This window comes from Flavobacterium sp. T50_26 (assembly GCF_057652995.1).
On sequence record NZ_JBYFCC010000030.1, the window covers coordinates 1 to 13,691 of the forward strand.

8 protein-coding genes and 1 tRNA gene are annotated in these 13,691 nt (G+C 32.9%); 7 read left to right on the forward strand and 2 right to left on the reverse strand.

Annotated elements, in window-relative coordinates; all coding sequences use genetic code 11:
• Nucleotides 1–393: 393 nt before the first annotated feature.
• Nucleotides 394–466, reverse strand: a tRNA-Gly gene (locus AC23MC_RS14700).
• Between the two features lie 144 nt (nucleotides 467–610).
• Between AC23MC_RS14700 and AC23MC_RS14705 the strand changes: the two genes are divergently transcribed.
• Nucleotides 611–1,060, forward strand: a complete 450-nt coding sequence (locus AC23MC_RS14705; RefSeq protein WP_487569135.1) for a GNAT family N-acetyltransferase — start codon at nucleotides 611–613, stop codon at nucleotides 1,058–1,060.
• 5 nt (nucleotides 1,061–1,065) lie between these two features.
• Complete coding sequence (locus tag AC23MC_RS14710) at nucleotides 1,066–2,640, forward strand: L,D-transpeptidase family protein (protein WP_487569134.1); 1,575 nt, start codon at nucleotides 1,066–1,068, stop codon at nucleotides 2,638–2,640.
• Here the strand turns inward: AC23MC_RS14710 and AC23MC_RS14715 are convergent.
• Nucleotides 2,629–3,336, reverse strand: a complete 708-nt coding sequence (locus tag AC23MC_RS14715) for a murein L,D-transpeptidase catalytic domain family protein (protein ID WP_487569133.1) — start codon at nucleotides 3,334–3,336, stop codon at nucleotides 2,629–2,631. The two genes, AC23MC_RS14710 and AC23MC_RS14715, sit on opposite strands and share 12 nt — an antisense overlap.
• A 260-nt stretch (nucleotides 3,337–3,596) precedes the next feature.
• Between AC23MC_RS14715 and AC23MC_RS14720 the strand changes: the two genes are divergently transcribed.
• The 5 genes from AC23MC_RS14720 (at nucleotide 3,597) to AC23MC_RS14740 (ending at nucleotide 13,690) form a co-directional block, all read left to right on the forward strand.
• Entirely contained in the window at nucleotides 3,597–6,002 is a 2,406-nt protein-coding gene (locus AC23MC_RS14720; RefSeq protein ID WP_487569132.1) for a DUF5916 domain-containing protein, read from the forward strand.
• A gap of 51 nt (nucleotides 6,003–6,053) precedes the next feature.
• Nucleotides 6,054–7,571: a 2,3-bisphosphoglycerate-independent phosphoglycerate mutase gene (gpmI, locus tag AC23MC_RS14725; protein ID WP_487569131.1), complete on the forward strand. Its 1,518-nt coding sequence runs from the start codon at nucleotides 6,054–6,056 to the stop codon at nucleotides 7,569–7,571.
• Between the two features lie 3 nt (nucleotides 7,572–7,574).
• Nucleotides 7,575–11,165 carry a T9SS type B sorting domain-containing protein gene (locus AC23MC_RS14730; protein WP_487569130.1) on the forward strand — a complete coding sequence of 1,197 codons (3,591 nt, stop codon included), beginning with the start codon at nucleotides 7,575–7,577 and terminating at the stop codon, nucleotides 11,163–11,165.
• Between the two features lie 180 nt (nucleotides 11,166–11,345).
• Nucleotides 11,346–12,017 (forward strand): TetR/AcrR family transcriptional regulator, encoded by a 672-nt coding sequence (locus AC23MC_RS14735; RefSeq protein WP_487569129.1) that lies wholly within the window; start codon nucleotides 11,346–11,348, stop codon nucleotides 12,015–12,017.
• A 2-nt stretch (nucleotides 12,018–12,019) separates the two neighbouring features.
• Complete coding sequence (locus AC23MC_RS14740; RefSeq protein WP_487569128.1) at nucleotides 12,020–13,690, forward strand: peptidase domain-containing ABC transporter; 1,671 nt, start codon at nucleotides 12,020–12,022, stop codon at nucleotides 13,688–13,690.
• Nucleotide 13,691: the final 1 nt, after the last annotated feature.

A 13,691-nucleotide genomic window follows, 5' to 3' on the forward strand; every position in this document is an offset into this window, starting at 1 on the left:
AAACACCTTATATCGACATCTATAAATTTGCAAGTTAAATAATTAAACTTTTTGTTGTAATTCATCATAGAATACGCAACTTAGTGCTAAGGATGAAATTTAGTTTTGAAAATTGTTATAAAAAACAAATCAATAATCTACTTTAGCTATATTAGAAAATTCAAAAAAATTTATTTACGAGTAGATTTGGAATATAAATGTTTACGTCGTAAGTTTCGAACTCCCGTGTGAAAATTTAAAATAAACTCCTCACCTATTTCCATAAAAAAAGTCCGAACATCAGTACAGACTTTTATTTGGAGCGGAAGACGAGGCTTCCCGATAAAAATCGGGATAAACTTCTCGCCTCATACCATAAAAAAACCTCAAACTTTCATTTGAGGTTCTTAGCAGAGCGGAAGACGAGGCTCGAACTCGCGACAACCAGCTTGGAAGGCTGGAGCTCTACCAACTGAGCTACTTCCGCGTTTGTGAGTGCAAATATAGACAAATAGTTTTCTTTGTTGCAAATTTTTTTTCAAAAAAAATTATCAAAAAGCTAACAGAATTTATAACCAATTTATTCTGAAAAAGTTATACCTTTAGTTTTCCAAGTTTTACGAGATAAATTATGCTTACTTTAAAAGAAATAACGGCTTTGGAAACGTATTCCGTTCGGCATCCCGTTCTTCGGGAAGGAAAACCGGTGGAAACCTGCCACTTTGAAGGAGATAATTTGCAGTCAACCATTCATCTTGGGCTGTTTATTAACTGTGCTTTAATTGGTGTTGTTTCGCTTTTTAAAAACAAAAACGAAGCCTTTGAAGAACAAAATCAGTTCCAAATTCGGGGAATGGCAGTCTTAAAACACCATCAAAAAAGAGGCTTCGGTGAAAAATTACTCCACCAAGCCGAAGAAATTGCAGAAAAATACAAGTGTAACCTATTGTGGTTCAATGCACGCGAAACCGCCATTCCGTTTTATGAAAAAGCAGGCTATTCCGTTCACGGAAATCCTTTTGAAATTGGCGATATTGGCACTCATTTTGTAATGTATAAAAAAATGAACCCGATTTCTTAATCACTATGAAGCATTTTTACTTATTTTTTTTTGTTCTCATTTTGATTTCTTGCAACAAGAAAAAAAATCCTGATTCTGCCAAAAAACCTCTTCCGGTTGAAATTACAGAAGAAGGAAAAGTATTGGCCATTGACTCCACTTTTCTATCCAAAAAAAACGATTCTATTCTTGCTGCTTTTTATCAAGTAAATGAAAACAGAACGTTTTGGTTGGCATTCAATTGCAGGGAATCGCTACTTACCATTTTAAAAAATGTGGCAGAAGAAGGGTTGAATCCAAAAGACTTCGATTTAAAAAAAATCGAAAAATTAGAAAAATCAATTCCAACCTTATTAGATAAAGAATTGATAGACTACGATGTTTTGCTTACAGAAAATTTAAAAAAGTATGTAGAAAAAACGGCGAAAGGTTCTTTAAACCCAAAAGAGTTATACAAAGATTGGGATTTAAAAGAAAATAAAATCGATGTGCAACAATTGCTTTTGAATTTTCAGCGAAAAGATTCATTTGATTTTGCGGTGAATGAAGTGAAACCTCAACATATTATTTATCAAAAACTAAAAAATAGTTTAAAGATAATCAATCAATTTCCTGATGAGAATTTTAAAAAATTAGAAATCATAGACAAAATTGTATTGAACGATACAAATGATGTGTTAATCGAAGTAAAAAAACGGCTTTCTTATTGGTATGACATGAAAAAACCGGATTCGTTGACTAACATTTATGATGAAACCACGTTTAATGCCGTTAAAAACTTTCAAAGTCGGCACGGTTTGGCTCCCGACGGCGTAATTGGAAAAGGAACAATTGCATCGCTGAATTTTACCAAACAAAAAAGAAAAGAGCAAATTATTGCCAATATGGAACGCTGGCGATGGTATCCGCGTAATTTTGAAAAAGAATACCTCATCATCAACATTCCCGATTATTCGTTGCAAGTTGTAAAAGAAAAAGACACAGTAAAAACACACCGAATTATTGTTGGAAAAGCCAGTAGAAGCACACCTATTTTGTCTTCCAAATTGAGTTATGTGGTTTTTAATCCAACTTGGACCGTTCCTCCCACAATTTTAAAAGAAGACGTAATTCCGGCAGCGACCAAGAACAGAGGATACTTTGCTTCCAAAAACATTACAATCTATAGCGGTAGCACTGTTGTGAGTCCGTATGATTGGAATCCGTCCAAAGGTAGATCGTACCGTTATGTGCAATCTCCGGGAAGTTTCAATTCGCTAGGATTGGTAAAAATTATGTTTCCCAACCGCTTTTCGGTTTATCTGCATGACACGAATACGAGAGGCTATTTTGAACGAGAGAATCGTTCGTTGAGTTCCGGTTGCGTTCGGGTGCAAAATCCGTTTGAATTAACAGAATACTTATTATCAGACTCTATTAATTGGAACAAAGAAAAAATTGATGAAGTGTTGGCCGAATCAAAAACAAAGAATGTAACTTTTACCAAACCAATTTACCTTCACCTTTTATATTGGACAGCTTGGAGCGATAAAAATCTACTGATTTTTAGAGATGATATTTACGGTTTAGATGCGGAATTGTATAAAAAACTACGAAATTAACTTCGAAGCCACTTTATAACTTCTTGACGGATGATAAATAAACAAACATGATTTGTCTTTTATCGTTTTGATGATTTCTTGGTTTAATTCCACCGGCAAAGCAGGACAACCTTGACTTCTTCCTAAACGTTTGTGTTGTTTTATGAAAGAATCAGACACATAATCTGCACCGTGAATCACAACTGCTCTTTCACGTGCTTTGTCGTTAATTCCTCTTTCCAAACCATCCAAACGAAGCGAAAGACCATGCTTTCCTAGATAAGTTTCTCCGGTAAGGTAAAAACCTAAACTGCTTTGGTATGATTCTGATTTATTGGAAAATGCTGTAGCAAATTCTTCGCCGGAATTTCTTCCGTGAGCCACTAAGGAATGATATAAAACCGTGTTGGTGCTCATGTCTATTACCCACAATCTTTTGGAATTGGCAGACAAACTAAAATCGACAAGTGTAAGAATATCATTTTGAATTAAACCCTTTTGCTTTAATTGGTAAAAACCTTCTAAAGCCTTGGTAAAACTCTCTAATTGAGGAAGTTTAAAATTTTTAGCATCTAAATTATTGTACAAAGAACTCACTTTAGATTCAAAAGTTACTTTGCTATTGGATGCGATAATTTTAGGGTCTGTTGTATTATTTGTTGGTGTTGTGAATGAAAATAATCCAAACAACAAAACCGGTAAAAGCTTGTAATTCATTGGTAATCTACAGGTTAAAAATTAGACTTGGGATGCCAAAAATATAAATTAAAAGTTTAAAACCAAATTATTTTAAACTAAATGTCAACTTTTTTGGAAATTAGCTCACTTTCTGGGAGAGAGCTACGCAGAAAACGGAAAAAAACTACAATTCGTATTGAGAAAGTGTAACATAACGAAACTTTAACGTCTATATAAAATATTTCTTAATGAAATGATAAAGTAATTGTTCCTAAAAATCCAATAGTTAATTTTGAATTATGAATCTAACCAAACACCTCTTTTTCATCGTTTTATTTTTATTAATAGGAATAACTCAGTCGTATAGTCAGAAAAAAACAACTGCTCTTCGCATCAATGAATCTATTTCTATTGACGGAAAATTAGATGAAGCTGCTTGGTTAAAAGCACCTGTTGCAAATAATTTCATTATGCTGGAACCGGAAAATGGTGTTCCGGAATCATCTGAAAGAAGATCTGAGATTAAAATAACTTACGACGACAATGCAATTTATATTGGAGCCGTTTTATATGACAATGATCCATCCAAAATTGACAAAGAAATAACCCAGCGAGATAATTTTGGCACTGCAGACCATTTTGGGATTTTCATCAACGGATTTAACGACGGACAGCAAGATTTCAGATTTTTTGTATCTGCTTCCGGTGTTCAAATGGATTGTTTGGCAACCGAAAATAATGAAGATTTTTCGTGGGATGCCATTTGGAATAGTGAAGTTCTAATAACCGACTTTGGTTGGGTTGTAGAAATGGAAATTCCGTATGCTGCCCTTCGTTTTTCTGATAATGAAATTCAAACATGGGGTGTGAATTTTTTTAGAGAAATTCGTCGTTTTAGGCAAAAAGTAACATGGAGCAAAATCGATCGAGCGGTTGGTTCCGTAATTAATCAAGCCGGTGTTTTGGAAGGAATTGAAAAAATTAAAACCCCTACCCGATTATTCCTTATTCCTTATACATCCGGTTATTTTGAATCAAGTAATTTAGGCACTGAAAGCACTTTTAAAGCCGGAATGGATATTAAATACGGCATCAATGATTCCTTTACATTAGATGCAATCTTGGTTCCTGATTTTGGTCAGACCGCTTTTGATAATGTAGAATTAAATTTGGGCCCGTTTGAGCAACAATTCAATGAAAACAGACCTTTTTTTACAGAAGGAACAGATTTGTTTTCTAAAGGAAATTTGGTTTATTCACGAAGAATTGGCGGAGCTCCATCTACATTTCCATCAACCAATGAAAACGAAATTGTAGAGAGTCATCCTAGCACTGTAAATCTTTTGAATGCATTAAAAGTTTCAGGAAGAACAGCAGAAGGATTAGGAATAGGTTTTTTAAATGCCATAACCGAAAAAACATATGCCAGAGTTCGAAATACCGATACAAATGAAGTTCGAAATCAATTAGTTGAACCCTTATCAAATTATAATGTTTTGGTTTTTGATCAACGATTTAACCAAAATTCCTCGGTTTCGTTTATCAACACCAACGTAACACGAGTTGGCGATTTTAGAGATGCCAATGTAACCGGAATTGTGTATGACATTAATTCAAAAGGAAATAAATACAATTTTTCAGGCGATTTAAAAATGAGTAGCATTTATGATGATGCTAAAGGAAATGGTTATTCTACTTTTGTAAATTTTGGAAAAACCTTCGGAAAATACCGTTATTCAATTGCATCGCAATATGTTTCAAAAGAATTTGACATTAACGATTTAGGGATCAATTTTGTGACAAATTATCACAATGTTGCTGCAAATTTTAATTATCGGATTTTAAATCCAACCAAACGATTCAACTCCTTTAACCTAAATACAAATTATTACGTTGAACTTGAGAACACGACCGGAAAAGCTCAAGATCATTGGATTAATTTAAATGTAAATTCCAATACAAAAAAAAACGATTACATTGGATATGGGTTTTTAGTAAGTCCGTTTGTTACTTATAATTTTTACGAATCCAGAGTTGCAGGCAGACCATTGGCTTTTCCGGCAAGTGGAAATGCATGGGTTTATTTTTCATCAAATTACAATAGAAAATTTGCTTTAGACATTGAACCTTCCGTTAGAATTTTTGATCAAGAAAATAGGATGAACTATGGTTTGTTTATTAGTCCGAGATACCGATTTAATGACAAGCTGACGCTGGTTTATTCAACCAATTATAACCGTCAAAACAGCGATATTGGTTGGGTAGATTTTTCTGAAAACGACATTATTTTAGCAGAAAGAAATCGTACAACATTAACCAATTCCATTTCAGGAAAATATGCCATCAATAATAAAATTACATTAAACTTAACCACAAGACATTATTGGTCGTTTGCAGAAAATGTTCAATTTCATACATTATTGGAAGATGGAACTTTCACACCAAACAACAGCTATGCTTCAGATAAAGATGCTAATTTTAATTTGTGGAATTTTGATTTGTCGTATTCATGGTGGTTTGCTCCTGGAAGTCAAATTACGGCACTGTATCGCAATAATGCTCAAAATTTTTCCAACGATATTGATAAAAGCTACGGGTCAAATTTTAACAATGTGTTTGAAGACAATCTCAACCACGTTTTTTCGGTGAGCGTTCGCTATTTTATAGATTATAATAAAGCTAAAAACTGGTTTAAAAAAGTATAAATCATTCTTTCAGAAAGCCGTGTTTCATTATCTTTGCGTAAAATTCTTCCAATGAACAAGAAAGTAATCCTAATGATTTTAGACGGCTGGGGACATTCACCTGACCCAAAAGTTTCTGCAATTGATAACGCAAATACACCATTTATAGATTCATTATACCACAATTATCCAAATGCTGAATTACGCACAGATGGTTTAAATGTTGGTCTTCCCGAGGGTCAGATGGGAAATTCTGAAGTGGGTCACATGAATTTAGGAGCCGGAAGAATTATTTATCAAGAACTTACACGAATTAATTTGGCTGTTCAAAATAAGACATTGAACAACGAAAAAGTGCTGCAAGAAGCTTTTCAATATGCTAAAACAAACCAAAAAGATGTTCATTTTTTAGGATTAGTTTCAGATGGTGGCGTGCATTCTCATATTGATCATATAAAAGGATTGGTTGACGCCACACAAGATTTTGGTTTAAACAACGTTTTCATACATGCATTTACAGATGGTCGTGATGTTGACCCAAAATCAGGTGTTCGATTTATATCCGAATTAGAAAATTATTGCAAAAATACTACCGCAAAATTAGCATCTGTTATTGGTCGCTACTATGCCATGGACAGAGACAGAAGATGGGAAAGAGTAAAATTGGCCTATGATTTATTGGTGAATGGTATCGGAAATCATTCTACAAATGCGATTGATAGTATTCAAGATAATTATGCTAATGACATTACAGATGAATTTATTCAACCAATAATTATGGTCGATGAAAATGACAAACCATTAACCACCATTAAAAACGGTGACGTTGTAATTTTCTTCAATTTTAGAACAGATAGAGGTCGTCAATTAACTGAAGTTTTAACGCAATTTGATTGTCATGAACAAAACATGCATCAACTGGATTTATATTATGTAACGTTAACGAATTATGATGAAACCTATAAAAACATCAAGGTAATTTACAACAAAGATAATATCACAGAAACGTTAGGAGAAGTTTTGGAAAGAAACCATAAAAAACAAATCCGAATTGCGGAAACAGAAAAATACCCGCACGTAACGTTCTTTTTTTCCGGCGGTCGGGAAGAACCATTTGAAGGCGAAACCCGTATATTAAGAAACTCACCAAAAGTAGCCACTTACGATTTGAAACCTGAAATGAGTGCCTTTGAATTAAAAGATGCATTAGTAGAAGAACTCAAAAAAGGTGAAGTTGATTTTGTCTGTTTAAATTTCGCAAACGGAGACATGGTTGGTCACACCGGTGTAATGGAAGCAGCAATTAAAGCTTGTGAAGCAGTTGATGTGTGTGTAAAAGAAGTAATCGAAACGGCTTTAGCAAATAATTATACCACCATTGTTATTGCAGATCACGGAAATTGTGAAACAATGATTAACGCTGATGGTTCACCAAACACAGCTCATACTACCAATCCGGTTCCTGTGATTTTGGTAGACAACGATTTAAAAACAATTAATAATGGCGTGTTAGGCGATATTGCTCCCACAATTTTAGACTTAATGGGGGTTGAAAAACCTGTTGTAATGACAAGGCATTCCTTACTTTAAATTATGCTGAAGATAATAAAAAGAGTATTTTTTCTATTTTGGATTTTAATTATTCAAACAGTGTTTGCACAAGGTGGAGCTCCGTCGTGTGCAGATTTTCAAGCCAATTTTGCCGCCTATCAATCATGTGCAACTAATATTCCGTTTCAAAATTCAGTGGGAGGAAACAGTGAAAATTTTAATACCACTTGCATTAATGATGATTTTCAGGGACCAACTTGGTTTTTTGTTAAAGTTCAAACCCCAGGAGATATTGTTTTACAAATAAATCAAGTAAACAATACTGGCAATGGCACAGATGTAGACTTTGTACTTTGGGGACCTTTTACTGACTTATCAAATGTTTGTAACCAACTAAATATCAGCAGTGAAGTTGATTGTAGTTGGTCTCCCAATAGTGTTGAAATTGTAACTATTCCAAACGGACAACCCGGTCAATTGTATGTTTTGTTAATAGATAACTATTCCAATACTCCAGGTGAAATTACAATTACTCAAGTTGGTGGAACGGGAAGTTCTGATTGTAGTTTTTTATCTTCGGTAGAAATCACTGATGATAGCGGAAACGAAATCACACAAACTGACTATTGCAAGCCTCAAACAAAAAGTATTACAGCAACGATTGATGTGACTGATTTTGATGGAAATCCAAGTGATTTACGTTTTAATTACACCTGGTACCGAAACAATGTTTTACTAAGCACATTTACGGATAGCACAATCAGTACAAACACTTTATCAAATTTAGCAGATTCAGGTGTTTATCGGGTTGAAACTACAACTTATGATAGCACTGACCCAACTGTAGATATGAATAATCTGCCTGTTAGTGAAGATCAAATTGAATTAAAATTCTTTGTGTTGCCTACAGTTACAATACAAAATAGTGCAACTGCTTGTTTAACATCCAATCCTGTTTTACAAAGCACAATTCTAAACCAAAATTTATTTGATTCACTAGTAGATAATCCAGTTTATAAATGGTATAGAAATGACATTATCCTCACGGGAATATCTACTTCTAATTTTACGCCAACTCTTCCGGGGAAATATAATTTAGGTGTAACAAATGGTGGTTGTAACGAAGTTATAACAAATTCTATTTTTATTTATGATACGCCTCAAGTAACCATTTTAGACAATTCTTCACTATGTGATAATGATAGTTATACGATTACTTCCTCAATTGTTAATAGCGTAAATCTTAATAATCTAACTTATCAGTGGTATCAAAACAACACGTTGCTTGCGGGTGAAAATGCATCAACATTGGTTATTTCAACTGCAATTCAAGCGTCAAATTCAACCGCAGACTATTATTTAGAAGTAACGGAAGAAGGCATTTGTATTGGCAATTCTAATACCGTTTCCATTCAAATTAATCCTATTCCGTTATTAAACACAAGCCCAATTATAGTTGAACAATGTGATTATATTGCCCCAAACAATGATGGTATCGCCACAACCAATTTAACAGAAGCCTACAATGAAATCACAAATAATGTTTCCGGTTTAACGTTGTTTTATTTTTTAGACAGCGGATTAACACAACAAATTTTAACTCCGGAAGCCTTTGTGAATTCAACTCAAAATCAAAACATTTATGTGATTGCGGTAAATGAGAATTCAATACCTAATTGCACCTCAACCACAGCAGCAACTATTGCTTTAACGGTAAATCCAACCAGTTTATCTTCATATCCAAATATAGCTCCTGTTTGTCCGGTTTTAAACCAAAATTACGGATTGGTTAATTTTTCATTACAAGAAAACATCATTCGCAACAATTTTTTTGGAGGAAATCCTGTTGAAATCACTTTTTATTTAACCGCAACAGATGCATCTGTAAAAACAGATCAATTAACTAATTTGTCACAGATTCCTATTGGAATTCAAACTATTTACACACGAGTAGAAACCAATAATATTTGTGAAGGCGTTGGTACTTTTCAAGTAGAAATTACTACACCTCCAATTCAAAATTCTGTAACTTCGATTTCACTTTGCGAAACTGAAACAGTGGTATTAAGTAATTTTGATACCGAAGCCTTACTTAATCAAAGCCCAACCGTTCAAGCATCTTATTTTAGAACATTTTTACTTGCAGAAAGCAATTCAGGTTCCTTAAACAAAAATATTCCGCTGGCTTTTCCTGTTGGTAATAATGACATTTTTGTCCGTTTATTTGATTCGGCAACACAATGTTTTTCTATTATAAGTTTTAGAATCGAAGTGTTTCCTAATCCTGTTATTTTTACTCCAAATGAAATTTCAATCTGTGGTGATACTGTTTCTACATTTAACTTATCTCTACGGAATAATCAAATTACTGGCGGAAATGCAAATTATCAGGTTTATTATTATGAAACGATAGCCGACTTAGTGGCAGATAATTTTATTGCACAACCGAATGCGTATGAATCTACTACAAAAACAATTTTTGTAAAAGTAATTGATCCAACCAATAACAATTGTTTTTCAACAACCAGTTTAAGTTTAGCGGTAGTAACAATTCCCGGAAGTTTGACCAACCCTACTCCACTTGAAAAATGTGACGATAGCGGTTATTATGATTTCAATTTAACGGAAAGAATTTCAGAAATTGCCGGACCTTCAAACTTAAATAATATTGTTATCAGATATTATGAAAATAGTACTGATGCACAAAACAATAACAATTCATTTATTCAAAATCCAACTAATTTTACAAATACAATTCAAGATTTTCAAACGATTTATGTTCGCGTAACGAGTACAACAAATTTTGATAGTGAAACTGGAATTGCTTGTTTTAGAATTTTAGAATTAGACCTTTACGTTCGTTCGTTTCCCGAAAATAATTTAAGAACATTCCCTTATTATATCTGTATTGATGAAAATGGAAATACCTTAAAAGAAGCCAACATCAGAACATTATTGAATGAAACTGATTACACTTTTAAATGGTTTACCGAATTTGACGCTCTTTCAGAAAATGAAATTTCAGGTGAATCATTAAGCACATTTTCAACAGACATCGAAGGAAATTTTTCCGTTTTAGTTACAAACATTTCTAATGCTGCACTTTGTTCGAGCGTTTTCAACTTTACAACCATAAAAACATTAGCACCAAATGCAGTAACGATTTCTCCACAAAACCTTATTGGATTTGAAAATGAAAATACAATCACTGCAACGGCTACACCAACTTCTACTGATTATGAATACTCGATTATTCCTGATTTATGGCAAGATAGTCCGGTTTTCACCAACATTCCGGCAGGAGATTTTGTGTTGAGAGTTAGAAATAAATTTGGTTGCGATGAAATAAGTACCACATTTACCGTGTTAGATTTCCCAATCTTCTTTACGCCAAATGGAGATGGTTTTAACGATACTTGGAAAATTGTTGGCTCACCAATTATCGAAATCAACCACATTTATATTTTTGACCGTTACGGAAAGTTATTGAAAGAAATTAGTCAAAATGGTAATGGTTGGGATGGAACTTTTAACGGAAAACCAGTACCTTCCGACGATTATTGGTTCAAGGTCATTTATACTAAAGACGGAAATAAACTGGAATTTATGTCTAATTTTAGTTTGAAAAGGTAAACTAAATCGTCACTTAAATTTTCTACTATAGCCACAATATAAAAAATTTTAGTCCTGCTTCGGCGGGACTTTTTTTTAAATCAATCTTTAACAGCTATTAAAATTAAGTTAATTAATTTCAGATTCAATAGTAATGCTATTAATTTTGCGTTATGAAATTACTTTTGCAAAAGTTAGTATATGAAAAACATTTTGGATGGCATCAAAATAAACATCAGTCAGAAAATTTATGTAAAAGATCCGGAGACATCGGAACTAGGCAAAAAAATTCTTGAAAACAGTATTTTGTTGATTGATGAAATTGGATTTGATAATTTTACTTTTAAAAAATTAGGCCAAAAAATTGGTTCAAATGAAAGTTCGATTTATCGCTATTTCGAAAGCAAGCATAAACTTTTGCTTTACTTAACCTCTTGGTATTGGGGTTGGATGGAATTCAAATTAGTTCTATCTACCAACAGTATTTCGAATCCGCAAGAAAAATTGATGAAAGCAATACAAATTGTGACCGAAGAAATCACTACAGACAGTAACCATCCGCACATTAATGAAATTCTGTTAAACAAAATTATCATCTGTGAATTCTCAAAATCGTATCTTACTAAAGAAGTTGATGAAGAGAACAAAGAAGGCTATTTTCTCATCTATAAACGTGTTCTAAATAGAATGATTGAAATGGTTAACGAAGTAAGTCCAACATATCCTTATGCAAAAAGTTTAATTTCTACTGTAGTCGAAGGAGCATTACATCAACACTTTTTAAAAAATCATTTTAAATCAATCACAGATTGTTCAGAAACAATTACGCCAACTGAATTTTTCAAAAACTTAGTTTTAAAACAGATTAACTAACCATGGAAAAAGCATCAAAATCGCCATTAAAACGTTTTATCAACCTTCTTAAGCTTGACAAAAAAGACATCTATCAAGTGTTTTTTTATGCCATTTTTTCAGGAATCGTTAGTCTTTCTTTGCCGTTAGGAGTTCAAGCCATTATCAACCTAATTCAAGGCGGGAGAGTAAGTTTATCTTGGATAATCCTCGTTGCTGTAGTAATTTTAGGAGTAGTTTTTAACGGAATTCTACGGTTAATGCAACTTAGAATTACAGAAACAATTCAACAAAAAATATTTATTCGTTCCTCATTCGAATTTTCGTATCGTTTTCCAAAAATCAAATACACCGAATTTCACAATAATTATCCGCCGGAATTAGCAAATCGTTTTTTTGATACGATAACCGTTCAAAAAAGTGTTGCAAAGTTAATTTTGGATTATTCTGAATCGTTGTTGCAAATTGTGTTCGGATTACTTTTGCTTTCTATATATCATCCACTATTCATTCTTTTTGGACTTTTATTGTTTATTGTTTTGTATTTAATTTTCAGAATTTCTTTTGAAACCGGTTTAAAAACAAGTTTAACCGAATCAAAATACAAATACAAAGTTGCTCACTGGATTCAGGAAATTGCCCGAAATTATTTTGGCTTTAAAAGTAAAATTGAATCAGAATTTGCTTTAAGCAAAAACGACAAATTAGTAACGGAATATCTCAAATCAAGAGAAAGCCATTTTGAAGTTATTAAACGACAATTTATTCAATTAATTGGTTTTAAGGCTTTAATTTCAGCGGGTTTGTTGCTTATTGGCGGATATTTAGTAATCAATCAGCAATTAAATATTGGTCAGTTTGTGGCAGCAGAAATCATCATCCTTTTAGTGATCAATTCTGTTGAAAAGATAATTGTTGGATTAGAAACCTTTTATGATGTGTTGACTTCTATTGAAAAAATAGGACAAGTAGTTGACATGGAAATTGAAGAGAATGAAACATCGGAAAGTACTTATTGTTACAAAAATATTCATTTTGAAATTGATGAGCTAAATTTTAATTTCCCTGATTCTACGAAGAAAATTTTAAATGCGATTTCGCTTCATATAAATCAAAACGAAAAAATATATTTGGATGGAAGGAACGGTTCAGGAAAAACAACTTTACTTCGCATTTTAGCCGGATTAATTCACACAAATAGTAGTTCTATTTATATTAATGATGAACATTATAACAAAATAAATTTCGAACAATATCGGGCTCAAATAGGAATAATAACAGACGGTCAATCGCTATTTGAGGGTACAATTTCTGAAAACATAACGTTCAAAAATCCAAATGTGTCTACAGAAAAATTAAAATTGGTGCTGGAGAGAATTAAATTAACCGAAGTTATCAAGAAAATGCCAAAAGGATTAGACGAGAAAATTCTAACAGAAGGAAAGCAACTACCTTCATCTTTAGCACAAAAAATTCTTCTAGCCAGGGCCATTGTAAACGATCCCCTTGTACTGTTTTTAGAAAATCCCTTTGATAAAATGGATGAAGACGAAAGCAGAGAAATTATCGATTTTATTCTGTCAAAAGAAAATAATTGGACGGTTGTTGTTACATCTAAAAATGAATACTGGAAACAAAAATGTGATAGAATCATCACATTAGAAAAAGGAAAATTAATTTCTGATACTAAGTAAT

Excerpts from the sequence above, each read along its gene's own strand:
- AC23MC_RS14740 (WP_487569128.1), top strand. The coding sequence starts at position 12,020 with ATGGAAAAAGCATCAAAATCGCCATTAAAACGTTTTATCAACCTTCTT.
- AC23MC_RS14710 (WP_487569134.1), top strand. The coding sequence starts at position 1,066 with ATGAAGCATTTTTACTTATTTTTTTTTGTTCTCATTTTGATTTCTTGC.
- AC23MC_RS14720 (WP_487569132.1), top strand. The coding sequence starts at position 3,597 with ATGAATCTAACCAAACACCTCTTTTTCATCGTTTTATTTTTATTAATA.
- AC23MC_RS14715 (WP_487569133.1), bottom strand. The coding sequence starts at position 3,336 with ATGAATTACAAGCTTTTACCGGTTTTGTTGTTTGGATTATTTTCATTC.
- AC23MC_RS14735 (WP_487569129.1), top strand. The coding sequence starts at position 11,346 with ATGAAAAACATTTTGGATGGCATCAAAATAAACATCAGTCAGAAAATT.
- AC23MC_RS14730 (WP_487569130.1), top strand. The coding sequence starts at position 7,575 with ATGCTGAAGATAATAAAAAGAGTATTTTTTCTATTTTGGATTTTAATT.
- gpmI (WP_487569131.1), top strand. The coding sequence starts at position 6,054 with ATGAACAAGAAAGTAATCCTAATGATTTTAGACGGCTGGGGACATTCA.
- AC23MC_RS14705 (WP_487569135.1), top strand. The coding sequence starts at position 611 with ATGCTTACTTTAAAAGAAATAACGGCTTTGGAAACGTATTCCGTTCGG.